The 25930-nt window shown below is 44.3% G+C and carries 27 protein-coding genes; 6 read left to right on the top strand and 21 right to left on the bottom strand.

Annotation, left to right across the window (positions count from 1 at the left end):
- The first annotated feature begins 369 nt into the window (after positions 1-369).
- The gene (locus MMB75_RS15915; RefSeq protein ID WP_016821450.1) at positions 370-1089 is read left to right on the top strand and encodes a hypothetical protein; all 720 of its coding nucleotides are present in this window, start codon (positions 370-372) and stop codon (positions 1087-1089) included.
- A 193-nt stretch (positions 1090-1282) separates the two neighbouring features.
- On the opposite strand, the gene MMB75_RS15925 is transcribed toward MMB75_RS15915, so the two are convergent.
- Entirely contained in the window at positions 1283-1495 is a 213-nt protein-coding gene (locus tag MMB75_RS15925; RefSeq protein ID WP_014280031.1) for a helix-turn-helix domain-containing protein, read from the bottom strand.
- A gap of 240 nt (positions 1496-1735) precedes the next feature.
- Positions 1736-1960: a helix-turn-helix domain-containing protein gene (locus tag MMB75_RS15930; protein ID WP_016821451.1), complete on the bottom strand. Its 225-nt coding sequence runs from the start codon at positions 1958-1960 to the stop codon at positions 1736-1738.
- A 297-nt stretch (positions 1961-2257) separates the two neighbouring features.
- On the opposite strand from MMB75_RS15930, the gene MMB75_RS15935 reads away from it, so the two are divergent.
- Complete coding sequence (locus tag MMB75_RS15935) at positions 2258-2527, top strand: DUF6809 family protein (protein ID WP_016821452.1); 270 nt, start codon at positions 2258-2260, stop codon at positions 2525-2527.
- A gap of 339 nt (positions 2528-2866) precedes the next feature.
- Here the strand turns inward: MMB75_RS15935 and MMB75_RS15940 are convergent, their stop codons facing one another.
- The 3 genes from MMB75_RS15940 to MMB75_RS15950 are packed head-to-tail and all read right to left on the bottom strand — an operon-like array spanning position 2867 to position 5101.
- Complete coding sequence (locus MMB75_RS15940; RefSeq protein WP_017426316.1) at positions 2867-3619, bottom strand: amino acid ABC transporter ATP-binding protein; 753 nt, start codon at positions 3617-3619, stop codon at positions 2867-2869.
- A 14-nt stretch (positions 3620-3633) separates the two neighbouring features.
- On the bottom strand, positions 3634-4293 hold the full coding sequence (locus MMB75_RS15945) for an amino acid ABC transporter permease (RefSeq protein ID WP_016821454.1): 660 nt from the start codon (positions 4291-4293) through the stop codon (positions 3634-3636).
- A 40-nt stretch (positions 4294-4333) separates the two neighbouring features.
- On the bottom strand, positions 4334-5101 hold the full coding sequence (locus tag MMB75_RS15950) for an amino acid ABC transporter substrate-binding protein (RefSeq protein ID WP_045244150.1): 768 nt from the start codon (positions 5099-5101) through the stop codon (positions 4334-4336).
- 317 nt (positions 5102-5418) lie between these two features.
- On the opposite strand from MMB75_RS15950, the gene MMB75_RS15955 reads away from it, so the two are divergent.
- From MMB75_RS15955 to MMB75_RS15970, 4 genes are all read left to right on the top strand, one after another.
- On the top strand, positions 5419-6345 hold the full coding sequence (locus MMB75_RS15955; protein ID WP_045244151.1) for an ABC transporter permease: 927 nt from the start codon (positions 5419-5421) through the stop codon (positions 6343-6345).
- Position 6346: 1 nt separating this feature from the next.
- Complete coding sequence (locus tag MMB75_RS15960; RefSeq protein ID WP_045244152.1) at positions 6347-7297, top strand: ABC transporter permease; 951 nt, start codon at positions 6347-6349, stop codon at positions 7295-7297.
- Between the two features lie 242 nt (positions 7298-7539).
- A complete protein-coding gene (locus tag MMB75_RS15965) occupies positions 7540-9183 on the top strand; it encodes a peptide ABC transporter substrate-binding protein (RefSeq protein WP_045244242.1) in 1644 nt (547 codons plus the stop codon).
- On the top strand, positions 9183-9563 hold the full coding sequence (locus MMB75_RS15970; RefSeq protein ID WP_045244153.1) for a DUF3899 domain-containing protein: 381 nt from the start codon (positions 9183-9185) through the stop codon (positions 9561-9563). Before MMB75_RS15965 ends, MMB75_RS15970 begins: the two co-directional genes overlap by 1 nt.
- 243 nt (positions 9564-9806) lie before the next feature.
- Here MMB75_RS15970 and MMB75_RS15975 read toward each other — a convergent pair whose 3' ends face one another.
- The 16 genes from MMB75_RS15975 to MMB75_RS16050 all read right to left on the bottom strand — a co-directional run bounded on the left by MMB75_RS15975 (position 9807) and on the right by MMB75_RS16050 (position 25843).
- Positions 9807-10484 carry a vWA domain-containing protein gene (locus tag MMB75_RS15975; RefSeq protein ID WP_017426311.1) on the bottom strand — a complete coding sequence of 226 codons (678 nt, stop codon included), beginning with the start codon at positions 10482-10484 and terminating at the stop codon, positions 9807-9809.
- 43 nt (positions 10485-10527) lie between these two features.
- Positions 10528-11076: a hypothetical protein gene (locus MMB75_RS15980; RefSeq protein ID WP_016821461.1), complete on the bottom strand. Its 549-nt coding sequence runs from the start codon at positions 11074-11076 to the stop codon at positions 10528-10530.
- Between the two features lie 339 nt (positions 11077-11415).
- A complete protein-coding gene (locus tag MMB75_RS15985) occupies positions 11416-12516 on the bottom strand; it encodes a toxic anion resistance protein (protein ID WP_016821463.1) in 1101 nt (366 codons plus the stop codon).
- Between the two features lie 96 nt (positions 12517-12612).
- Positions 12613-13293 carry a hypothetical protein gene (locus tag MMB75_RS15990; protein WP_017426310.1) on the bottom strand — a complete coding sequence of 227 codons (681 nt, stop codon included), beginning with the start codon at positions 13291-13293 and terminating at the stop codon, positions 12613-12615.
- Between the two features lie 58 nt (positions 13294-13351).
- Positions 13352-14383 carry an ATP-grasp domain-containing protein gene (locus tag MMB75_RS15995; protein WP_045244154.1) on the bottom strand — a complete coding sequence of 344 codons (1032 nt, stop codon included), beginning with the start codon at positions 14381-14383 and terminating at the stop codon, positions 13352-13354.
- Between the two features lie 25 nt (positions 14384-14408).
- Complete coding sequence (locus MMB75_RS16000; RefSeq protein WP_045244155.1) at positions 14409-15236, bottom strand: HAD family hydrolase; 828 nt, start codon at positions 15234-15236, stop codon at positions 14409-14411.
- The gene (locus tag MMB75_RS16005; protein ID WP_045244156.1) at positions 15233-16384 is read right to left on the bottom strand and encodes a cysteine protease StiP family protein; all 1152 of its coding nucleotides are present in this window, start codon (positions 16382-16384) and stop codon (positions 15233-15235) included. Before MMB75_RS16005 ends, MMB75_RS16000 begins: the two co-directional genes overlap by 4 nt.
- Complete coding sequence (locus tag MMB75_RS16010) at positions 16381-17727, bottom strand: phosphoribosyltransferase family protein (protein ID WP_045244243.1); 1347 nt, start codon at positions 17725-17727, stop codon at positions 16381-16383. Before MMB75_RS16010 ends, MMB75_RS16005 begins: the two co-directional genes overlap by 4 nt.
- 52 nt (positions 17728-17779) lie before the next feature.
- Positions 17780-18967 carry an HpcH/HpaI aldolase/citrate lyase family protein gene (locus MMB75_RS16015; RefSeq protein ID WP_045244157.1) on the bottom strand — a complete coding sequence of 396 codons (1188 nt, stop codon included), beginning with the start codon at positions 18965-18967 and terminating at the stop codon, positions 17780-17782.
- Positions 18968-19134: 167 nt separating this feature from the next.
- Positions 19135-19869: a TerC family protein gene (locus MMB75_RS16020; RefSeq protein ID WP_013369621.1), complete on the bottom strand. Its 735-nt coding sequence runs from the start codon at positions 19867-19869 to the stop codon at positions 19135-19137.
- Between the two features lie 26 nt (positions 19870-19895).
- A complete protein-coding gene (locus MMB75_RS16025; RefSeq protein ID WP_039276823.1) occupies positions 19896-21161 on the bottom strand; it encodes a TerD family protein in 1266 nt (421 codons plus the stop codon).
- A gap of 102 nt (positions 21162-21263) precedes the next feature.
- On the bottom strand, positions 21264-21845 hold the full coding sequence (locus MMB75_RS16030) for a TerD family protein (RefSeq protein WP_013369619.1): 582 nt from the start codon (positions 21843-21845) through the stop codon (positions 21264-21266).
- A gap of 31 nt (positions 21846-21876) precedes the next feature.
- Positions 21877-22452 (bottom strand): TerD family protein, encoded by a 576-nt coding sequence (locus MMB75_RS16035; protein ID WP_016821472.1) that lies wholly within the window; start codon positions 22450-22452, stop codon positions 21877-21879.
- Positions 22453-22499: 47 nt separating this feature from the next.
- A complete protein-coding gene (locus MMB75_RS16040) occupies positions 22500-23093 on the bottom strand; it encodes a TerD family protein (protein WP_017426303.1) in 594 nt (197 codons plus the stop codon).
- 28 nt (positions 23094-23121) lie between these two features.
- Positions 23122-23568 carry a tellurite resistance TerB family protein gene (locus MMB75_RS16045; protein ID WP_013369616.1) on the bottom strand — a complete coding sequence of 149 codons (447 nt, stop codon included), beginning with the start codon at positions 23566-23568 and terminating at the stop codon, positions 23122-23124.
- Between the two features lie 490 nt (positions 23569-24058).
- Positions 24059-25843 (bottom strand): helix-turn-helix transcriptional regulator, encoded by a 1785-nt coding sequence (locus tag MMB75_RS16050; RefSeq protein ID WP_044786355.1) that lies wholly within the window; start codon positions 25841-25843, stop codon positions 24059-24061.
- Positions 25844-25930: the final 87 nt, after the last annotated feature.

Consider the following 25930-nt stretch of genomic DNA (forward strand, 5'->3'; position numbering starts at 1 on the left):
TGCATTTCCAACTAATATTTTATTTGCAAAAATATATACTACTAATCAAAAATATTGTTTATTATGTCCATGTTAGTTCTGATTCACAAAAGGATAATACTTCAGTGTCAGAACAAAAGAAACAAATATATGCTTAATTTATCAGTCAAAACTGGAAGTTAAAAGAATTTTTTGTCGATGAAACGTAGTCTGACTCTAAAATTGAAGAAAGATTGAACTCGCTATGAGAGGTCGCTATAGTTAGTTGAAAACTTAGGTCTTTCTTAAACTGTTGTCGTCACTTATGATACGGTTAACCGTGCTGTCTGTAACGGTATGTTTTTCATTACTTAGCAATTTATGCCATATTTAGGTTAATTGAAAAAAATCATGAATGGTGTGGTGACTATTAATCTAAGAGAATTTTATGACTACAATGCAAACCAAGCTAGGAACCTTCTTGAAACCGAATGCGATGATTTTTTCTGGAGTAATATCAATCTATTGCTTTCAGTTAAAGATTTATGCGAAAATTCCAAACCTACACGCATGAAGTATTCGTATCTAAAGCATGCCCTATTTAACTTATCATCAGATTTTGTAAATTTAGCGGTAGCCTCGTATAAGCTACTGAGTAATGCCTTTGAAAAGGAATGCTTTTTAATAATTCGCAAGGGGTATGAAACAATTTGGTTGCTCGATACCTTTACTAGAAAACCAAATAGTATAAAAACATGGTATGCAACCGATAGGTACAACCAAAGCAATACCTATCCAATCGACATAAAAAAGGAGGGTAAACTGTATCAACGTCTAAGCAAGTTTGTCCACCCGAATTCTCAATTTCAAGGGACTTACATGGGATTACTTTTTGTTGAAGTTTACACATATCAAATATTTTTTGAATTGATAGTTTGTATCTGCAATATGATAGAGTCTCTATTTAAAGCGTTAGAAAAGATCAACAATATTTCGATTAATAAATACAGAGAACATAAAGACTGGTTTTCTGCAAAAGAACGACTGTTACATTCACATCTAATTGCCTACGACAATAATTTAGCGGAGTTAGACCATTCTATAGAAACAAAACTAATCCAATATTTCTAAAAATGTCTATTTTAAGGAATATACTTCAGTATAAAAACTGGAGTTTGAGATCGAAGGTATATTAAAAAAGGACAAAATGCTGTCCTATTGTAAGTACCACAACACGGTTATAATGCGCCGATTTAATGAATAATTCCAGTAATAAAGCTCCTGTGAATCATCACGGGAGCTTTATTTTGCATGTTATGCCTTTTTACCTGTAACGTTTAGGATTATCTGTCTGACCAAGAATAAAGTCGATACTCACCTTGTGGAAATCCGCCAACTTGATCAAGACAACACTCGGGACGTCCAGGTTCCCATTTTCATATCGGGAATAGGTCGTTTGTGAGATTTGTAAGAAGTCGGCCATGCTCTGTTGTGTTAAGTCTTTGTCCTCACGTAAACTGCGAATTCTCTTGTACACCGCTCATCACCCAAGCAAAGTTTACAACATGCGAGAACTGCATATTGATTTTTATGCGTTTTTAGCATAAAAAGAAAGTTGGCTCGCCCACAAAATTAATTCATATGCAAAACTCTCAATTGGGGCAGATATATTCTGCCAAATTAGTTTTATTAAAGTTGGTATTTTCCAGATAAGCATATAACAGAATATTTAAATAAAGCTCTGTGGTCAACATAAAGCTTTATTTTGCATGCTATGCTATTCTTTTCTTCCTGTACAACGTTCAGGATTATCTGTCTGACCAAGAATAAAGTCGATACTTACTTTGTGGAAATCTGCCAATTTGATTAAGACAACACTTGGAACGTCCAAGGTTCCATTTTCATATCGAGAGTAGGTCGTTTGTGAGATATGTAAAAAGTCTGCCATGCTCTGTTGTGTTAAGTCTTTGTCCTCACGTAAATCGCGAATTCTCTTATACATTGCTCATCACCCAAGCAAAGTTTACTTCATGCGAAAACTGCATATTGATTTTTATGCGTTTTTCGCATAAAGTTTATTTGAAGAGTACAACAAGTTGAATAAAAACGAAGTGGGTGGAATGGTGCTGTACAAGCGATAGCGTTCGCCTTTGTGCTCGGGTTTCAACCTTCTTAGCTTGATTAAGAAATCCGGGCACAACAGTGATGGGAAGCACCATCCGACCGCGTAGTGGCGCTGTATGTACATCTTAAGCTCAACTTAATAAATAATCAGTATTCATAGGAGGCAGGATAAAAAATGATTTTGGAGGATATGTATTATGGAAAATGGCGTCCCAGTGAACAAGTAAAGTCAACCGACCCTGAATCTCAAAAAGTGAATCAAAAAATTAGCGACCTTATGGAAATGTTAAAAAATGAGTTACCAGCAGTCGATTTTGAGCAAATTGAAGTCATGTTTGATTTATTAAGCGAGTCAACTTCCCTGCACTCCGCAGCAGCGTTCATCCACGGTTATCGGACGGGGGCATTAACGATGATTGAAGTATTCAGCAGTGAGAAAGAATGAGCTGCTGGTCATAAACGATAAGGAAAATGATTGAGAAAAGAGTGCTTTATCAGCTTAAACAAGCCCAGTTTGCAGTACGTCCTGCAACTGCAAAAGGGAGATGGCGCTTTGCCATCTCCCTTTCTCTTATTCCTACTCACACTTCCTGCTTAAAAACATATTACATGCACAGTGGTCGGTGAGCGGAGCGGGCAGAATTGTTCTGAAGAAGCGGAGCGTTCGCCTTTGCAACGGGATTTTAACCTTACCAGGTGTCATATAAATGAAAAAATCCCGTTGCAACAGCGATCGGAAGAACAATCTGCACGCACAGCGCCTCCCCTGGAAAGAACTATGTTTTTAAGCCTCCACCCGATTCAAAAACACCTTTGTCCGTTCCAGCTGCGGATTGCCAAAAATCTGCTCTGGTGTACCAGATTCCGCAATTTCTCCGTTGTCCATAAAAATGACGCGATCCGCCACATCCCTCGCGAAATTCATTTCGTGCGTCACGATGACCATCGTCATGTGCTCCTCAGCCAGCTTTTTGATCACTCGCAGCACCTCGCCTGTCAGCTCGGGATCAAGGGCCGAGGTTGGCTCGTCAAACAGCAAAATATCAGGGTTCATCATCATTGCCCGGGCAATCGCTACACGCTGCTTCTGTCCCCCCGATAATCGGGACGGATACGCATCCGCTTTATCCGCCAAGCCGACTTTAGCCAGCAACTCGGCGCTCTGGCGTCGCAGCTCAGCCTTGCTCACCTTTTTCACCAGCTTTGGAGCCAGTTCCAGATTATCCTGCACCGTCAAATGAGGGAACAGATTAAAATGTTGAAACACCATGCCCATTCCGGTAGTAATGCTCTTAATATCACCTGCCGGAGCATAGTGACCATTTTCCACCAGTGCTTTATCATGGATGCGAATTGTTCCGCCCGTCACATCCTCCAGATGCACCAAGCTGCGAAGCATGGTACTTTTTCCTGAACCTGAAGGACCGATAACAGCTACAACCTCGCCCGCTTTAACATTAAAGCTCACTCTTTTCAGAACGTCGAGCTGGCCGAACGATTTTTTCAAATCGGTTACTTCTATTGCGTTTGTGTTCATATCTGACATTCCTTTTACTCAAATTTAAAACGTTTTTCCAGCGCTCTGAAGAATATGGTAAGCACCAAAGCCATCAACAAATAAATAACGGCCGCTACAACATAAGGCACAATCGTAAAATCGCGGTTTACAGCTGTATTAGCAAAATGCAGCAGTTCCGGTACCGCTACCGCATACAGCAGAGCCGTATCTTTCACCAGGGTTGTCGCTTCATTGGTTACCGCAGGCAAAGCAATCCGTACCATTTGCGGCACAATGACTCTAATCAGCGTTTGCGACTTGCTCAAGCCCAGCACTTGCGAAGCTTCGTATTGCCCTCTATCAATCGACAACATCCCGCCTCTAAAAATTTCTGCAAAATAAGCCGCATAATTCAGTACAAACGCCAGTACCGCAGCCGTTGTCCGGTCCAGTACCAGGTACTCGCCAATAACAGGTAACATCGGCAAACCAAAACAAAAGAACAATAATTGCAGCAGAAGCGGCGTGCCTCTTATAACATAAATGTACGTGTGCATCAGCCAGGCAATAGGCTTAAACCGACTTTTAGCCAGCAGCGTAACGATAAATCCCAGCGGAATAGACAAGATGAGCGTAATGAAAAATAAAATAACCGTCATCTGTGCCCCTTCAAGCATAGGCTTCATAATTCGTAAAATATATTCCATACTCATAACCTTCGACTCCTAAACCCTTAGTTCATTACATTACGTATTAATTTAATACTTTATCTTCACCGAACCACTTTTTTGAAATCTCAGCTGCTTTTCCGTTCTTGTGTAGCTCATCCAAAGCAGATTGTAGCTGCGTCAACAGCTCTTCATTCCCTTTTTTCACGCCGATGCCGTATTCCTCAGGGGCCAGTGATTCATCAAGCAGCTTATACGTCCCTTGTTCCTTGGACATATAATACTTGGCAACAACCTCATCAATAACAACTGCATCCAGGCGACCGGTTTTCAAGTCTGTCAAAGCAAGAACGTTATCCGGGTACTCAGACACTGGCTTCAATTTACTTTTAATCGGATTCGCATCTAATGCATCGGCTGCTGAGGACAACGTTTGGAGTCCCACCGTTTTGCCCGCCAGATCAGCCAGCTTGGAAAGACTGGAGGTAGCTGGAACAACAATGACCTGACTGTTTTTCAGATATGGCTTCGTGAACAGTACTTTTTCCTTACGCTCATCTGTAATGGTGTATCCATTCCAAATGAGATCAATACGTCCACTGTTCAGCTCGGATTCTTTGGCAGACCAGTCAATCGGCTGGAATTCCACTTGCTTGCCCATTTGTTCCCCTGCCGCCTTCGCATAATCAATATCAAAACCGGTCAGCTCATTATTTTCATCTCTAAAGCCCATCGGCGCGAATTTATCATCAATTCCAATAATCAACTTGCTGTTATCCTTAGCGCCGGAACATCCGGCCAACACGATCATAATCAACCCAATCATCATCGTAAACATGGCTGCTTTTCTCATCTTATTCCCCTCCAACAATGGTGACCCCCGATTCAAGAACAGGTGGCAAACGCTTTAGTTCGTTAACACGTTATCAGAGTATCATCATAACATACCGCAGGATACTCGTCGAGAGGAATCAGCGGAATCTTAGCCTTATAAAAATGGAAAACTTGTGACGGAAATTTGACCTGTGTTCTATAATGTAAAACCTTACCTTGACATGTTAACTTATCCGTTTTATTATTTCCTAGTATTCTTATATACTTTTATTAATTTCAAAGATTCAGCAGCAATAGAATGTAAATCAGCTTGAAAGACAGGAGAAATAAAGTCCCATGTACATTTTAAAACGTCTTTTCACGATGCTCATTACGTTATGGATTATCGTCACTTTAACGTTTATTATCATGCACATCATTCCGGGAGATCCGTTCTCGAACGATTCCAAGACGATTCCGGAGGCCGTATTGCAAAACATGCGTGCTAGGTACAATCTGGACAAGCCGCTCGCGGTGCAGTATGTGTTGTATCTCAAAAATCTGCTCGTGCTGGATATGGGGCCGTCTATTCAATCGAAAACAACCGACGTAAATATGCTTATCGCCAGAGGCTTTCCACCTTCTGCACTGCTGGGTATTCAATCCATCGTGGTTGCGATTATAGCTGGCATTTCACTTGGAACATTGGCTGCTTTACACCATAATCGACCACTGGATTATATTTCGATGTTTATCGCCATTGTAGGTATTTCCGTACCCAGCTTCATATTGGCACCACTGTTAATCAAGTATGTTGCCGTCAAATGGCATCTGCTTCCGGTCGCCTCATGGGGAACCTGGCAGCATACGGTGCTTCCATCGCTAGCTCTCGCTGTTTCCCCTCTTGCTGTTATCGCCCGTTTTATGCGGACAAGTATGCTGGAGGTCATGCATGAGGAATACATACGCACCGCCAAAGCGAAAGGGTTGTCCTCTTGGGCAGTAGTCATTCGTCACGGACTACGTAATGCAATGATTCCGGTGCTGTCCTTTATCGGACCGCTATTCGCTTCCGTGATTACAGGTACCTTTGTCGTCGAAAAAATATTCGCCATTCCCGGCATCGGCAAATATTTTGTAGACAGTATCTTTAACCGGGATTATCCAGTCATTATGGGTACGACCATTTTCTACAGTGCCATTCTGGTCGTCACCTTATTTTTAATTGATATTTCCTATCGCCTTGTCGATCCGCGAATCAAATTAGTCAGCAAAGGAGATTAACATGAAAGCAGCACCTACTGTCGAAAAGGACAGCCTTTTTAGTCTTGTAGACCGCAGTCAGATGCCCACCCCCACGTTGACCAGACCCCAAGAGTCACCATGGCGGGATCGGCTTCGCAGACTTTTTAACAACAAGCTTGCTCTGTTGGGGCTTTCCCTACTTATCATTATTATTGTGCTGGCGATTGTCGGACCTTCCATGGTTCCTTATGCTCCCAGTGACCAGTCCCTTTTGAAGACAAATCTTTCTCCTTCGGGAGAGCACTGGTTTGGCACGGATGATCTAGGCAGGGACGTATGGGCACGAACATGGGCCGGGGCTAGAATTTCACTCATGATCGGTTTTGCTGCTGCTGCCATTGATTTGGTACTTGGCATTCTCGTCGGCTGTGTAGCTGGTTATTGTGCAGGCCATGGTAAAATGGGCGACCGAATTGACAATGTCCTGATGCGGATTATTGAAATTTTGTACAGCATTCCTTATCTGCTGGTCATCATTCTGCTGCTCGTCATTATGAAGCCCGGCCTGCTCACGATGATTATTGCTTTATCTATTACCGGATGGGTCGGCATGGCCCGGGTAGTACGTGGGCAAATCCTACAGCTCAAGCAGCAGGAATATGTACTGGCAGCCCGTAGCCTGGGAACATCTCATTCACGCATCATTTTCAGGCATCTGCTGCCGAATGCAGCGGCTATCATTATCGTGAACCTGACGTTCACTATTCCGTCAGCTATCTTTGCCGAATCGTTCCTGAGCTTTCTCGGTCTGGGAATTCAGTCTCCTTCGGCCAGCTGGGGGACGATGGCTAACGATTCGCTCGGCGTTATTTTAAGCGGTCAATGGTGGCGCCTATTTTTCCCCGGATTGATGATATCGCTCACCATGCTGGCGTTCAACACACTTGGAGACGGGCTTCAGGATGCACTTGATCCACGTTCACAGCATTAACAACGCAGATATTCAAATTGAACAAGGAGGAGTATCACCATGATCCGCAGCTTCTTGCTTAACTGTAGAAAAAACGGAAGTTCCTTTATGGAAATGCACACACGCGGCATACCATTTCGGAAAGGAGGATGAATAAATCCCGTCTGATCGTTTCGCTCTCTATAATATTGCTGATTTGAAATCGTTTTGGGATTTATACACAACGTTCAAATAACTAACCATAATAATGGAGGAAAACCATGATGAAAAAAATGCATTGGATGACAATCATCTTACTTTTGGCCGTAACGGCTTTGGCAGGTTGCTCTGGCACTGGGGATAAGACAGCAAGCAACGACTCGTCCGCTGCGTCTCAAGCAGATGTCCCGCAAGAAATTACAGCCAATCTGGCTGGTGGTGAGCCTTACACACTTGACCCTGCTTTCGCATCAGATACAACGTCCTATTTTGTCATTGATAACTTGTACGAAGGGCTGTATACATACGACAAAGCCGGTAAAATCGTAGAAGGTGCTGCCAGCAAAGTAGACGTGTCTCCTGACGGAAAAACATACACCTTTACCATTCGTGACGGTGCAAAATGGTCGAATGGTGACCCGCTGACAGCTAAGGATTTTGAATACTCCTGGAAACGGGTACTGAATCCGAAAACGGCTGCTTATGACCCTTCTGCCCTCTACTACATCAAAGGTGCCGAAGCGTACAACACAGGCAAAGGTAAAATTGAAGACGTAGGTGTTACGGCTAAAGATGATAAAACACTTGTCGTTGAGCTAAAATCACCGCTGAGCTTCTTCCCTACGATTGCTGTCGGTCACGCCTATTTACCTGTGAACCAAGCTGTTGTGGAGAAAAGCGACAAATGGGCAGCAGAAGCTAACACGATTGTTGGCAATGGCGCTTATGTAGCCAAGGAATGGAAGCATAACGAGCAAATTACGCTGACGAAAAACGATCAATACTGGAACAAAGATGCCATTACAATGGCAACGATTAATTTTAAAATGGTGCAAGACTCCACAACCTATTATCAAATGTACAAAACAGGTGATCTGGATCTGATTTTGAGCCTTCCTGTAGATACACTGGATCAGGAAAAGAGCAGCAAGGAATTCCTGTCGCACCCATCTTTTAGTGTGTACACGTATTCTTTCAACGTAAAACAAAAGCCGTTTGACAATAAAAAAATCAGACAGGCCATTGCCTACGCCATCGACCGTGAAGCACTGGCTACCAACGTAACCAAAGGTGGCGAGACTCCGGCATACGGCTATGTTCCATACGGAACAACAACACCGTCCGGCAAGGACTTCCGTGATGAAGCGCCGAAAAAATACTATGAGTTTGATGCAGCAAAAGCAAAACAATTGCTGGCCGAAGGTCTGAAAGAAGAAGGTTTGACCAAGCTGCCTCCGATCACTTTCAAATACAACACATCGGACAAGCATAAAAAAGTAGCTGAAGCCATTCAGGAAATGCTGAAAACGAACCTGGGCGTTGAAGTGACGCTGGAGAATCAGGAATGGAAAACATACATTGATACCTTTAAACAAAAGAACTTCCAGATTGCCCGTATGGGCTGGGAAGGAAACTTCCTTGATCCGCTTGGCGTATTGGGACACTATACTTCCAAAAATTCGAACAACTTTACCAACTGGAGCAACCCGGAGTATGACAAGCTGATCGAATCCTCAACCTTTGAGCTTGATCCGGCAAAACGTTTTGAACAGCTTCACCAGGCGGAAGACGTATTGATGGAAGATCTGCCGATTATTCCGATCCAGTTCTCTGCGGACACCGCATTAATTAGTCCTAAAATTCAAGGCATCGTATTCGATGCTCGTTCGAACCCGGATCTCCGTTTTGCAAAACGGGTCGAAAAATAATGATTTTACGTTTCGGGATCACTACCCTGATGGTCGGTACCTTAGGATTTCTATACGCCGCACCCCATCTCGTGTACGGTCGTGAAAACCTGGCTACCGCGAATCTGCTATTTCTGTTAGGATTGCTAGGCTTGGTAATCGGTGCAATCTTCCATGTCCTGCAAAGTGGCTTTCTCACCCTCTTTCTGCGGGGATTTGCCGACATCGGGCAGTTGTTCATTCGTCAATCCAAGGCATTGCAGGAGGAAAATGAACGTTTGCGTTCCGATGAATCTCTGTCAGCCTGGAAAACATCCATGTTCCGCCACCTCAAGGTATATACTTCGGGGTGCGGAACGGGACTTATATTTTGCTCGATAGTATTAATGGGGATGAGTTAGGGGGATGAGGAGCTTTCTTGCAGTTGGTGGGCGCTGCACGTGCAGATTGTTCTTCCGAACGCTTCGCTTCACCAGAACAATTCTGCCGGCTCCGCTAACAACCGCCATAATGCTTCTATCGTTTTAGAGATTTGTAAGATGAAAAGAGAGAGTTCCGCAAAGCGTTTGCTAGCGGAACTCTCTCTTCTTGCATTTTTTATATTAAACTTTGAAAAAAGTCTCATAGTACAATACTTAGTAGCCTTAATAAATATGCTTTTCCTTCGCTTCTTGCAGCCATGACGGGAACTCGTTAAGCAATAATTCGTACAATTGATTGTCTTCCATAGATTCGATATCTTGTATTTGAAAGAAGTTGGCATTATCTACCACACGACCTTCTATGTTGTCGAGCTTCTTTAACACACCAAAATCGGATTCACCCACACCGATAAATTGCCAGAAAATTGGCTCTCCTGATGAATCAATAACTGCGTTGTCAATATTGTCCCCTTTGCCACGCTTCACACCGCCATCATTAATAAAAATAACAAAAGCCGGATCTGAAGAGGGTTCTTCCTTGGTGTACTTGGCTATGACATCGCGCATCACTGGAGGCTCATCATTTCGACCAAACTTGGGTAAATAATCATTGGACAAAATATGTTTTTCCACATAGTTGTCAACGTCATTTTCGGTAACGGATGGCAACCGTGAAAAACGGTGATCATAGACCCACACATCCAGTACACCATCATCATCCAAAGAACTCGCTACAGCAACAATTCGCTCCAACACTTTTTGAACGATCCCATTTTTGTACAAACTTCTCATAGATCCTGAAATATCGAGCACTAATCCAACTCTCGCGGTCACATTCGTTAGATTCTTTTTAGTTAGTACCAATTGCGCATTCTTTTTAAGTAAAGAAATACCGCTCATGTTCCCCACGCTCCTCTATGCTGTTTTCACTAGTCCATTTAACCTACCATCTGCGTCGTCGCTCGTCGCCACTTAGAGGAAAGTCGCTCAATTCTCCGAGTTGGTCATGTGCAGCCTTATAAATGCGGAGGATCGCTTGCACCTTGTTAAAATCATTGTCTTCCGGACCGAATCCTTCCATATACATCCTTTGGATAATGTTTTGGAAAAAATCCATACGCTCGCGGATGGAATCCTGTTCGATTTGCAGCACATCTTCAAAGCTGTGTGTCTCAGCAAATTCAGACAGCTCATCAAAATCCTGTTCCTGATATCGCTCTCCCCGAGTTTCGGGATTGAGATCAATAGAGGTACGAAGGGTTGACAATAAAATATTTTCCCGTGCCAGCATGACATGAAAATCTTTGTTCTTAAACAGATCCGTAACGATCAGACGGCACATTTCCTTGTTTTGCAGCAGAATCCCATCAAAGGGATGTAGCGTCCACACACCGTAGTTAAAAAATAAATTAAAATTGAAGCTGCTGCTCCCATACTGATATACAATGTTGATTTTCGATTCATCGATGATTTCAAATGAAAATTCCAGCATGCATTCTCCTTTGGGATTCCAATATTTAACTCTATCCTATCAGAAAATGCATGATTTTCAATAAAAAATTTTATTTCACAGTTTCATTTAACTCCACAATAGAGTCTGCTTTTTCACTACTGGCAGCCACGAGTAAAAAGACAATCACACACCCCAAAATAAAGGACATCATACGCTCATTCTCTCCTTTGTCATTTCACTTTTTAAGAGTTTATGCACGAGAATGCTATATATGTTCATCATGTCCTTTATGCTCCGCTGCCAAACCAAAGAAAGACGCCTTTGGGAATCACCCTGGCGTCTTTTTTCATAGATTATTGTGTTATTGAATATTAGTTATCAGTTCAAAAACGAACTTAGCCCCTCAGAAGAATGGTTGTCCTTCAGTGGTTTGGATTGTTCTTTCCCTTCGATGCCCAAACGCTGGCTAAGATTGGCATTGATTGCTGTCATTTTACTTGTATAATCGTGGCAACTTTCAATAATTCGACGGTTCGATTTTTCAGACAGATCCAAAGCAGATACCAAATCACCAATCGCCTGATTCACAGCCTCCAATGACATAGAAGGCTTGCTAAGCAGATCCGTTGTTCTCTCGGTCGTCGTTTTGAGAAGCTTCGCATTTTCCTTGAATTGATCCTCAATCGTACGGTTAGTCGCATCAACGGCTGAAATAATTTTATCTTGGTCCGCCAGTGCCATCGCGATCATAGCCGATACGGTGATCAGATTCGATGTTTTATCAATCGCATTATTAACAGAATCAATCAGTTTATCATTGTTATCATTAATAATATCCGTTGCTGCAATCGCCTGATTGTATAACAAAATCATTTCAGTCATCGACTGTGTGCGAGTAACCACTTTGCGCAATCCCCGCTCCAGATGAGGCTTACGATTTTCATTTTCCGGCTTGGCAATCTCGGTTTCGAACAGCTCTTTCAAGCGATTACCAAAGGCAATTTTCGTCTGTAAATTGTAGATTTCTTCAATGGAAGCCTTCTTCAACTGTCTCATGCTGACGATATTCTCTTCCAGATTATCCTTACCATCTCTCAAGGCAGTAATGATTTTCTCGATGTTCGTCTTCACCGACTGATACTTGTAGATATAGTTTTTCAACGGGCTTTTACGCAGGAGCTTGCCAAAAAAACCTACATCTTTACTCTGCTGGAGCGTTTCGCATTCATCCCGGAGTTTTAAGATCATATTTGAAACCTCAGCCCGATCACCGGACATGAGGTCGTTTACCGGACGATCCAACATTTTAAGGGTTTGTCCCGCCCGTTCCTGCGTTTTAACCCCCAGCTTGCCAATGTCATCCATTAAGGTATCCAGACTCATAACATCGCTTTGCGATACCTTTTGAATCAGCTGTGAAGCCTCCTCAGTCACCTTTTGTTCATCTTCTTTTTTCAATTCAGCCCATGGGGTCGCCATGATGCTAACCTCCTATTCTGAAAACAACTGTTGCCCAAGGCTAATAGTGTTTTTCAGAGCAGCTATGCTGCTGATTTTTTATTCTATTAAAATAACCTACAATTCGGAGCTGCTGTACCGCTGGTGAATAAGCTCTGCTTTGCTCTGTAATTCCATCAGGTCCTTATGCTCCACCGTGGATACAATTACAGATATTTTGCTATCTACATCTCGCAATCCGTTTAGTAGCGTCCTCCGGTTGGTCCGTTTCGCGTCGCCACTGAGACGAAGAAACGGGTTAATCAGTCCATTCAAGTCCTTCAAAATCAATCGCCGAACCGTGTGATTCACTTCACTATTGTTCAATTCATGCAAAAGCGGGATGACCCGCTGCAAACGTGCAAATAGAGCCAGCGCCTTCTCGACAATCTCGTTATCAAGCGCATCTTTCTGCCCCTCGGAGATCACCATATCCTCCAGTACTTCCAAATACTCCATGACCTGAGCAAATTCACTGCTCACCTGATCCGGCAAACGTGCTTGTCCTGTTATAGACTCTCGCGGTGCGGCGATTTCCTTTTTATGTTGCTGTGCCTGATCAGCCTGCTCCTGCATCACCGGAATCACGGAACCGGTCAGATTAGGACGAGGATGGCGAACAGCCATGACAGCACTGTATCCTCCGATACAAATGATCGGGATTGCCAGACACACAAACAACGGCAACCAATAACTTAGTAAAAGCGCAATCAGGTAGCTGACCACAGCAATCGTGGCACCCCACATTTTAGAAGTCATAGCTTATACCTCCTGACGTAAACCCTTACCATATTGTAGAAAACAATATTTGCCTATGTCAATGTAAGGATTTGCGTATCGTGATTGGCTGCTCGATGTGACTGGCTAGAATGTCGTATTGCGGGTGTAGTGAACCGATTTCATAACCCAAAGCCGATTTCACCGCCAGGTAAGGAAAATTGATACCAGACAAGCACGATACATGAAGTCCTCCAGACATCCGCGGATTGATCTCTAGCAACTTGGCCTGCTCGCCGTTATATTTCACTTGAATGTTATAATTGTACGGAATGTGATACGCCTCAGCGACCTTCTCTGCCACCTTCAACAGCTCAGGATGCTGCTCCAGCAGCCGTAATCGTCCTCCTGCCTTCCTACGCGGAACAGCTGCTAACAATTTTCCGTTTCGGTCAGCCAAGCAGTCGATACTGTATTCGTATCCCTCCAGCAGTTCCATCACCATCAAATTGGGAAACGTCTCTGTGGAAGACAATACGCGATAGGCCTCCTCGAACGAAATATGATTCAGTGCATGGCCGAACAGTTCCTCCAGCGGATCACGTTCATTATCAATGATACGAAAGCCCATTCCACCTTCTGCATTACATGGCTTGAAACACACCTTGTGCCCAAGCGCTATTAATGACTCGTAAGCCTGTTTAAACTGCTCGGCATTACTGGCAATGGCATAATCGGGAATGGCGACAATATCCTTTTGACGAATAGATTCATAAAAAAGATCCTTCTCCATCAATTGCTCCAGCAGTTCGGTATCCCGGCACACCATTACTTCTGTACCAATATCGTCGAACAAATAAAGATGCTTGCTAATATCGAGCATATTCCACCGCGGAATAAAGATATCAATTTCATGGCGTCTGCAAAAATCAGCACAAAACTGTGCATACTCCACACCGCTCGTGCGCGGCTCTACTTCAGCTACATCACTGGCCTGCAGTGCCATGTGCTGCGGATCAGAGTGTGTGGCATAGATCTCGAACGGAATACCGTCCTCATTGTTACGAATAGCATTCATATAATGATACACCACCGAAAACCAGCGGTTAAAATACACTTTGACCTTCTTCACAGCGCCACGTCCCCTATTAGTTTAATCATGAAGTACGAGCCGCTGACACGCTCCCGTGCACTTCATAGACATATTCCATAATTTCATTTGCTGCATAAACCCCCGACACTTCCGTAAATCGGTAATTGACCTCCAGCTTATCCCGCAGCTGTTCCCGGTATAATTCACCATGACGCGGGGCAATCGCATAGTCGGCATAATCAAGCAGACAACGGTCCAGTAAAGAGTCACCGGATGCAACCACAGCTCCCCCATTGGTGAGGTTACGGATATGCGCCACGGCTGCCCGTTTATTCACGGCCGCAGGCACCAGATATACTTTGCGCCCTTGAATGGATACCTCCCAGCCCATTTCATGCATCATCCGCGCCTTCTCCAGCACCTGTTCCAGCGGCATCCGATCCCGTTCAATTACAAAAGCATAAAATAGTTCATCGCAAAAACGCTCGTTTACGACCCAGTCTTCATGAAGAACCTGTCCGAACATCTGACGTGCCTCTTCCGCATGAGCACCATCGCGGCGTACTTGTTCGTGAATACGTCGATTCCATTCTCGGTCCACCTCGCCTCCGACGATGATGTTTCCGCCATTACTCGTCACGGCATATGCGGGAACCAGCTCCGTCTGAAACACGGTGATTCGTCTATACTGTTCCATGGTCCGAGTCGTCACAGGCATAAACATGACATCTGCCGGTAGTGTCTTGAGCCATTGCAAAGCTTGTGCAGAAATAAAGGCCGACGTCGCCCCATCGATCTGTTCCGCAGGCAACAGACCAGGGGACTCCAGCGGCACGCCAAGCGAGCGTTTGGAGTAAATCAGCGTCTGATCCAGGTCACTGGCGTAGATCATTCTTGTCCCCCCTTGAGCGGCTTGATGATTCCGCAACAGGAATAGGTCAATCCTTCAAATACCTCAACAGGCACTCCACGATCCTTGGCCAGCAGCATAATATGCTGAAGATTCGGATTATCTTCACGGTCAATCAGAATTTTCCATGGCACCCTGCGGAGCAGTACGCGAGTCGTCTCCCCCACTCCCGGCTTGACCAGATTAATATCCCGAATCCCAAATGCCTGCTGAATCGCCTCAATATCCCGTAAGCCCTGCCACGTCACGACAGGCGGATTCAATGTCATCTGTTCCGCATAGGCAGCCGCCGTTTTAGCCACGGCTTGAAAATAACCGGACACCGTATCCACAAACGTATTGGATTGATCCACCGACCGCCAGGATTCATAAAATTTAGCCCCATGAAAGTCGTCCGGACCTATCAGATCATCGCGTAATACCGTCCGGCTCATCAGACCTGATACGGTTGAATTCAGACAAGCGCTCGGGATCAAATAATCTTCTCGTGTACCAAAGGTCTCCGAGCAGCTGCCCGGATCGGCCAGCACCGCCAGATCATCATTTAGGCGCAGCCCGTAATCTGCATTCATCTCACGGCAGGCCTCGATCAGCACCTGACGAATGGCGCCTTTCCCCGTCCAGCCATCGACAAACTGAAGTTCAATCCCCAGCCCATGCTGCTGTAGAATGTATAAAATAGCATTCCGGTCAATGCCTTTGCCACGAATAATAGAAATACTGTAATGCGGCAAGGATACGCCGTACTTCAAGTCAATATAACGCTTGATCAGGATACCAATAGGCGTTCCCGCTCTGGCAAGAGAAACAATCGCCGTGTTTAGGCCTCTTTTTCTCACAATCATCTCAGCTACAGAAGCTGCCGCTAATGCAACCTTTTCGGCAGATTGGGCAAGCGTTTCGTGAAACAATCCAATATACTCTGCTGTGGGCTGATATTCCACTGGCAGCATTTCTGAATAATGGACGCCTGACTGTATCGCTTCTTCCCGATCCTCCGTCCCTTTTTCCAACGCAACCCGGCTCAAATCCTTTAATAAAAAGGTGACATCCGAGGCAGGATAACTGCCTAGCGGTACGGGCGGATGAATGTTCTTCTGCTGTATTTGCTCCATAAGTGCTTGCTTCATATCCGCGCTCCTTTACTCTCCTGCCTAGTTAAACCATTAAAATAAACGACATGCACTTTATCACAGCCCAGACGGCTCAATGCCTCCAACATGGGCTTCATTCGCTCTGGGTCCGACTCTCTTTCCAGCAAAACGAATATTTCGTCATACTGACCTGGCTCTACATTATAAATAAAATTGCGTACCGTACTGTCCTCAGGTGAGGGATAGGTCACGCCACTTGCGACGCCATACCCTTCTTCTCTATGGGGATACACCGGGCTGCGTGTGGTGGACTGATAATATACGTTCGGGCCTAACTCCGCTGCAATCCGCATTGGAATGTACATGAATTCCCCCGTACCCATTACCAGTGTTCGTTGTCCTGAACGAAGTTGGTTCAGTCGTTCAGCTGTGTACGCGATTTCTGCATCCAGCGCTGGATTGTCGGCGGATTGTAGACCAAAACGGCCAGTATATTTAAGATAAGGAGCTGTATTGGCGTACCCGTCGGTAGATATGGAGGTATATGATATCCGCTCAAAAGCGGAAGCATCCTCTTCAAAACAGCGGTCAATTGTTCCAGACAAATCTTTATTAACCTCTGCGGTGCTAGTGGCTGCATGCTCTGCGTTCCCGGTCTGTCCGGCATATTCTGCGTGATCCAGTATCGGTGTTCCCTGTATTTCTATCTTTCCTTTGAGCAAACTTAGAGGCGTAATCCTAATATCTAGCTCTGCTTCCAGATCAGCAAAAGCTCGCTCGTCGCTGTCTGTCCGCCAGTCCAATAACGAAGCTATCACATACTGTTTGCGCGGAAAATGTTCCTGAATATCCCGTATAATATTAAGCGTTGTTTTTCCCGTCGTAATCTCATCATCTACCAGCACAATGGGTCCATCTCCGGCAAAAGCATCCTCATTCAGTGCATAACAACGATGATCAACAGCATGAGAATGCTCTTCTTCAAACCGAATAATAGGCCGAAGGCCCGGAATATCCTCGCGTGTCGTATGAATATACGTGGCACCGCCATCAAACAACCGATACATGCTGTGTCCCAGTGCTGTAGCCGTCTCGGCAAAACCAACAAATTTAATCGGTTCTGGAAAAGAAAAAGCCAAACGCTCATCCATCAGCTTTTGATAGGCCTCTTTTGCATAATTCGGGTCAAGGAGTCCTCTCACGGCCTCTCCAATCAGTTTATCCATCTGTTGTCCTGACTGTGGGACAAGCTCTTTATATAGGAGGATCGCCAGGGCCGCCCCACTTAACAGAGAGGTGTATGGATTTACCGGAATATGCTTGCCCAGCACCTTGCTGACAAACAAAAACGAACGCTTTTTGTTGACCCGTGCCGCCATTGCAAACAGCTTGTCCACAGGAAGACGGAATGGATTATGAGTCTCCGTAATTTTAACGCTGAACTGCTCCAGAATTGGCAGCAGATGTGTTTTCGTGGTTGGGTAAGAGACTGACAAAATGTTGTTGTTCATGTAACACCCCGTATACTTTAGATCTATTTATAATACGATAAGCCCAATTCAAATGAGGCTTAATTTCATTCATTTTGTTGGCATAGGTGCTCTTAAATACACCTAGGCTACCGTCGTTACGTTCAACAATTTCAAGTGCATCCATATACTCTTCATGGGTCACCGCATACATGGCCTGTACCGGCTTAATGTGGGACGGATGAATGATCGTTTTGCCGATAATCCCATTCTCCTTATCCATCATGACTTCGCGAATCAGTCCGTCCACTGCATCTGAGATGAAGTCCATTCGCAAGTAGCGTCCCGGCTTCCCAAATGCGTCTTCGAAGGGCGATACTCTTAATTGAGGTTTAAAGATACGTTCTCGGTGAGAGAAATACTCCCATACAGGACCGGAAACAACATAATCCGAGTCCACGCGTCCGAACAAGTTAATAATATCTGCGATGCAATCCCGAATGACGGCAATTTCATAAATCGTAATATCCGGGCTGCGTCTCAGCCCATACAGACTGGAGAAATCGGTGGCCCCAATTCGTACATTCAGCACATATTCCTGAACCTCATCCAAAATTTCTTTAATCGCCAGCAGTTCTTTCCAACGAGTTTCCCGATAAATAATTTTAGAGCTTTCGAGAATCGGCAATCCATACAACACAGGCGTACGGCTTGCGTCTCCTGCCCCTGTATGCATAGTCCGGTTATATTCAGTAATGAGTGCAAAATACGCCCGTCCATTATCAGAGGAGAACTTGGGGAGGACAAAGCCCGTAAGCAGCTCCAGGGTTTCTCCCAAACTGTTCAGCAGTCGTTCCAGCTGTTCCACAGATCGCACACGTACAAACAGCAAAGGTAATTGCTGTTCACTCATCATCCCTGTCCGTACATAGGACAAGAGTTGAAGCAGTTGCTGTGCCAGCGATTCTTCGGCCTGTCCGACCTGCTGATCCCCTATAGCATCCTCCAAATCCAGAATGACCGTTGTAAGTCCTTCATGCTTTCCATTTTTGATCTCTTCCGCTACTTCCGAGCGGGTCGCCGGCATGTACAAAGCCGCTCCTATGGCATAAGCCAATATACTTTTGGGTGAACGGTTATGAAACTCCATCGGTGGAGTACAGAAGATCGCTTCTACTTCCTCAGAGGTTAAATCATTAAAATATTTCAGGGCCCTTCCCCTCCTCTTGCTCTATCTCGCCTGACTGAAGCCCTGTGCCTCGGGTATAAAAGAAATCCCCCCTTAGTTTCAGGAGGGATTTCGCTATACTTTGTACATTAAGCCTCTTTGTCGGCCTTTTTCTTTCTTTTCGCCGAGCTAAGAATCATTGTGCCTACAAAGACGGCAATCAAAATGCCGAAGAATAATACTTGCGACATATGAAAGCCAAAAGCAGCAGCCAGCATTTTACCCCCAATAATGGCGATCATAATAAAGGCTGTCTGTTCCAGTTCCGGAAATTTATCAATGAGCTTGAGGAACACTTGTGCAACACCACGCATCATCAGAACGCCGAGTATACCACCCAGGAACAGAACCCATACTTTCTCGCTCACACCAAAAGCGGCAATGACACTGTCAATACTGAAGGCAATATCCATCAGTTCGACCATTAATACGGTTTTCCAGAAAGAAGTAGGTTTGTTTTTCACTTCTCCATCACCCTCGGACTTGAATAAGCCCTTGTAAGCGATGTAGAGCAGATAAGCCGCACCCAGTACCTTAATCAGCGTGAACTTAATCAGGAAGGTACCCAAGCCGATGGCCAGAAACCTGAATATATACGCACCTAAAATCCCGTAAAATAAGGCTCTCTTCTGCTGCTCTTTTGGTAAATGCTTAACCATAACTGCGAGAACCAAGGCGTTATCCGCCGACAAAAGACCTTCCAGCAAAATGAGAGTTCCAATAATCCCCCAACTCACCGGGTCAGTAAGCGTACCTACCACATCACTCCATGAAAAGAAATGCCCGTAGTTCTCGCTGATATTTTTAAATAAATCATTCAACATGAAAAGAGTGCCTCCGATAATTCAATTTATTTACTACCCTGCGTCCAGCGCATGCCCCAGTTATATGCCTGATCCATTTCACGATGACCGCCATAAAACTGTACGAGTCTCTCAATACTAAACGTTTCATCGTTCACATTTTGGATCATTGCAATCGCACACATCCCTTTGCGATTGTCATGTTCATTCATATGAACGATAATGTCTGGCCCGTCCTTCTGGTACAGCGTGACTACCCCGTCTGCTTGTGACCAGTTCGTGACTCCTTCATAAATGAAGGTAAACACCAAAATTCGCTTAATTTCAGAAATTTTAGCCCCATTAATACGGAGATTTTCCCCTGTTTTCACAGAGCCCGTACGGTCGTCACCATCCAGAGCAATGTACGGGAAGCGATTTAGAGAACCGAAAACTTCCCCAAGCGCCTGAACGACACCTTTATCCCCGTTCTTCATCTCATACAAGCAGCCCAGATCCAGATCGACACCCTTGGAGCCACGACTGAAAAAGCCCTTACTCTGCTGTACCTGATTCCAGTTCAGATTGATTAGGATTTCACCTAATCCGCCTGAGCCCTTTTTCAGGTTAATGGTATCTCCCTTTTTCTTCAGCTCAATTTTCCGCAGATTCAGATTTACCGGAGTTGCAGATGGCTCTGGCTTTGGAACAGGAGGTGCAGGCGGCGGTGTTGGTGCTGGTCGAGGTGCTGGAGGTGGTGTAGGCACCGGCACCGGAGGAACCGGATTATTTTCCACTTCAATGCCGAAATTTTCACACAATGCATCCAATCCACCGGAAAAGCCTGCGCCTATCGCGTTAAATTTCCATTCACCGTTATGGCGGTACAGCTCGCCTATTACAATGGCCGTCTCGACTGTAAAGCCACTATCCAAATTAAATCGTAAAACCTCTCCACTTATCGGATGAGCAAAACGTATAAATCCGCCTTGAACCTGTCCAAAATTTTGCCGTTTCTGATCCGCATCATAAATGGTCAGCGTAAACGCAATCTTCTCGATATGGGAAGGTATTCTGGTTAGGTCCAGGGAAAACTGTTTCTTGTCACCAAACTGTTGTCCATCTGAATAGGTGATAAAAGGTGTAGTCGGATTATTGTAAAAGATCAGATCCTCATCGCCTGATACTTTCCCTCCAGGGCCCAGCAAAAATGCAGAAGTATCAAGTTCCAGAGCCGCTGAGGACTCCCAACCGATCCCTATGTTGACATGGCTCAGGCCCGGATTCGTCTTGGTCAAATCCACCTTCTGCCCCTTTACTACGATAACAGCCATGATTGTGTCACCTTTCTGTCCGTTTGTCGTGTTCAGCGTACGCCCTTCAATGGCTTAAAAAGAAAGGGGTAGCGCCCTTTGGACACCACCCCCATGTGGATATTATTGAGCGTCCAAGCCATAGTTTTTAGCAAGCGCACCCAATCCACCAGCAAAACCACTACCGATAGCCTGGAATTTCCAGTCTGCATTGTGACGGTAAAATTCACAGAATACCACAGCTGTTTCGGTGGAGAAATCCTCTCCCAAATCGTAGCGCAACACTTCACGATCCGTTGCCGCATCTACCACACGTACAAAGGCATTGGACACTTGTCCAAAGTTTTGCGCACGTGCCTCATAGTCATAAATCGTAACTGTAATTCCGATACGATGGATATTTGCAGGAATCTTTGCAAAATCAATAATAATTTGCTCGTCATCCCCGTCGCCCTCACCTGTGCGGTTATCGCCTGTATGAGTAACAGCACCCGCTCCACCTGTTGGGTTATTGTAGAATACAAAATCGTCAGCTGCCTTCGCTTTACCGTCCTCATATAGCAGGAAGGCCGAAGCATCCAAGTCAAATTCTGCGCCGCCACTATATTTATTGGTATCCCAGCCAAGACCTACGACAACACGAGTCAAGCCTGGATTCGTTTTGGTCAGATCAATACGTTGTCCTTTGGAAAGACTAATCGTCATACTGCATACCTGCCTTCTTTGTGTAGATTTTTTAAGCTAAGCCGTAATCACGTGTCAAGCCTGCAAGACCATCCTGGTAACCGCTGCCAATGGCATTGAACTTCCACTCACCGCTATGGCGATACAACTCGCCTACCACGACGCCTGTTTCGATCGAAAAATCTTCTCCCAGATCAAAGCGAACCAATTCTTCGTTGTTTGCCTCATTTACGATACGCGCGTAGGCACGGGACACTTGTCCAAAGTTTTGGCTGCGTTCTTGTGCATCATAGATCGTAATCGTAAAAGCGATTTTTTCTACGTTAGCAGGTACATTGCTCAGATCAACTTTAATTTGCTCGTCATCTCCGTCACCTTCACCTGTGCGGTTATCTCCGGTATGAACGACAGAACCGTTCTCGTTTTGTGGATTATTAAAGAAGACGAAGTTCTTTTCCGTTTCCACTTTGCCGTCCGCATTCGCCAAAAATACGGATACGTCCAAGTCAAAATCTTTACCGCCATCGTACTTATTGGTGTCCCAGCCGAGACCAACCGTGATTTTGGACAAGCCTGGGTTTGTTTTCGTCAAATCGATTTTTTGACCTTTAGATAAGTTAATTGCCATGAGTAAGTACCCCGTTTCTCATTAGTTTTTGTATGAGCAATCTAAAATTACATATAACGCTGAGCCAGCACATCAATATGTACGGCATGGGTGCCTGCACCGATTGCAGCAAACTTCCATTCGTCGTTATGGCGATAGAGCTCTCCGCAGATCAGTGCAGTCATTCCCTCAAAATTATCAGATAAATTAAACGTCACCAGTTCCTTAGAATTAGCACCGTCCAGAATGCGGATATACGCTTTCTCGATCATGCCGAAATCCTGTTTCCGGTTTACGCAATCATATATATTCACAACAACAAGCACTTTATCGACATTGGCCGGAATCCGTGCCAGGTCAATCATAATTTGTTCATCATCGCCGTCACCTTCTCCGGTCAGATTATCACCGGAATGCACGACTGAGCCGCACGGGCTTTTTTTATTATGGAAGCATACTACATTGTCAGATTGAGTTAGTTTCCCGTTGGCATCCAGCAAAATGGCAGAAGCATCACAATCAATATTGGGTTGCTTCTTGAAACCAAAAAATCCTTTGGACTGCACGGGATCCCATCCCAATCCGGCTATAACCTTGGTTAGTCCTGTGTTTCCCTTGGTCAAATCAATTTTCTGGCCTTTGACCAGATTAATTACAGCCACTGATTAACACACCTCCCTTCCGTAAAATTTACAGACTAAATTCAGACGGATTCAAACCAAGCGCACCACAAATCTCAGCAACAATCCGTTGCTCATTGGCATCAAAGTCACCGTCAGCTGCACCAATGGCACTGCATACGCCGACGACAAGTCGACCTACTTCAGGCTTGCCTTTTAATTTACCAATCGCTTTTAACGCTTCCTGTTTGCCGATTTCAGGTGAAAATTCAAAGTTTGCTACATAGTGATTGAAACGGTTGATGACCTCACCCATATCAAACACTTTCAATTCCTCACTGATATTTATATATCCGGCCATTTTTGTTTTTTCTTCCGGACTAATAGTACCGTCTGCAAATGCCACTAATGCACAACCTGCAACAACAGCTTCCATAAAATCTTTGTTCTTAAATTTCTTAACCTGGTCGCCCAGTCCTTTTTTAGTTGTATTCAACCAATTTTTAAATGTACTCATATTTCCCTCCACAATTACGTATTTGGGTATAATCTATCCTAGTTAATTTCTTCCTTTACTATAACCTGAATTACGATCTTATTCTACAATAATATACAAAAATGCGGTAAATCCGATCTACCTTTTGTAGGTATCCTCTCTATCTTTAGCCCTATTTTCTGTCGAAAGTATCTCTTCCATTATCACCCATTTGATAGCGCAAATGCAAGTTTGTAGAATGGTAGACTTCTATGGATATGCAACAAAATACAGTTGCTATTCTACATATACGGTTTTGCTAAGGTAAACGTTGCACATACTTGCGGATCACAGCATACAAAAATAGCGTCGACCAAATTTAGGACGACGCTATTTTCACTTCAATCTATTAGGTTCGGTCGTATATAGCTACTCTTTTAATTCCGAAGCTGAAAACCTCTGTCTAATGTAGGATATCTCTTTCACGTTGTTTAAACAAGTGACACACGCAGTCTACCCATCTTGCATTTTATTAATAGTCTGTAAGCAACTCTGTTTTAGCTTTTTCAATCGCTTCGTCACGGCTTTGCACTTGCATTTTTGAGTATATGGTCGAAATATAGTTTCGAACCGTTCCTTCAGATAAGTGAACCTTGCTTGCAATTGCTTTATAACGGTGTCCTTCAGTTAAACAATGCAGAATTTCCAACTCCCGCTCTGTCAGTCCATAAGGATTCTTCATCGTCCCTGTCATTTGCTGAAACAATGTACTTGCTACTTCTTGGGTTATCATCGTTCCTCCGTGATGCACTAGCCGTATCGTATTAGCCAGCTCTCTTGGATCAATTGATTTTAGTACATAACCTTCAGCACCCAAAGCAAGTGATTTCGTAGCATACGAAATGTCATCAAAGGTGGTGATCATAATTACACGTATGTTAGGCCAGCTTTCTTTAATTAGCTTCGTCGCAGTAATACCGTCCATCTGGGGCATATGTACATCCATTAATACAACGTCTGGCGGGTCGCTGGCACATTGATCTACAGCAACGTTTCCGTCTTCCGCCGTTTGAATTCGAAAATCAGGTTCGTTTTTGAGCAACAGGCCTAAACTGTCCCGAATGAGTAGTTGATCATCCACCAACAATACCTTGATCTCTGGATTACTAACATCTGTATCCTGAAGCAATGGTATAGAACAGGTCACAATCGTTCCTTCGCCTTCTTTGGAATGAAGGTATAGCTTGCCTTGAAGAGACGAAAGCCGCTCTTTCATTCCTGAAAGACCAAACCCGAACTTAATTTCGTCACTTCCCTTCCCATTGTCCTGCACCTGCAAAATGATCTGGTTACGGTCGTAGTGAAGAAGCACCTGAATAGAATTGGCATGCCCATGTCGGCTGGCATTAGTCAATAATTCTTGTAAACAGCGGTACAAGGTCAGTTTTGACTGTTTTATGACAGGAAGCGGCTCCCCCATCGTTCTGAACACAACTCGAATGGCAGTATTCTTTTTAAATTCATTAATGATATTTAGCAAGGATAGATCCAAAGATGGATCCTCCTCCATAGGGTCCATCTGATGAACTTGCTTTCGGATATCTTCGAGCCCTGTGCGACCAAGTTGAAGAACAGACTGCAATCTTTCAGTCCCCTCTTCAGAAGAGATATAAGGACGTAATGTTTCCATACCTAAGATAATGGAAGTGAATGTATGGCCAATCGAGTCATGCAGCTCGCGAGCCATGCGGTACCTTTCTTCCAATAGTGTCATTTGTTCAACCTGAGTCGAATACTGCTCCAGGGTTTGATACTGCTTTTTTATTAATTCGAGTTTTTGTTTGATCCGATCTATAGAACGAAATGCCATTTGTAATCCGAAACCAATACCGTATACAAACGAAGCATCCACTAGGTTCTGGAATACGTCTTCTATCGTCCAATGAAACGCCCCTCTTCCTCCCAGGCAAAACATCACCAACGCAAGAGGTAAAGTTACCGCATGTGAACGGCCACGGCTATAAAACGAAATCGTAAAAACAGCTGGCAGAAACAGTCGGACAAGCTCATATTGATGAGCAAATAGCAAAGAAATTCCACCCACTAGAAATACTTCCGCCAACAAATACCAGCGGTAATGAATTCGATCAATGAACAAAGGTATTGAATAGCAAACGAGAACAGAGATAAATACAACAGTGAAAGGGAAAGATGGGCGGTCTTGATACGATAGCAAAACAAAGCAAATCAACCACAAGATTCGGAATACAGCAACAATCCATTCCTGCCAAGACCAGCGCATATTGCATCCAAGCATGTAAGTACCCCATTCTTCTTAAATTAAGGTAATTTTTTCAATCTTTTCACATCATAACAAGGTCATGACATTTTGTCACTAGGGAGT

This window comes from Paenibacillus sp. P2(2022) (genome assembly GCF_029522175.1).
GTDB lineage: Bacteria > Bacillota > Bacilli > Paenibacillales > Paenibacillaceae > Paenibacillus > Paenibacillus polymyxa.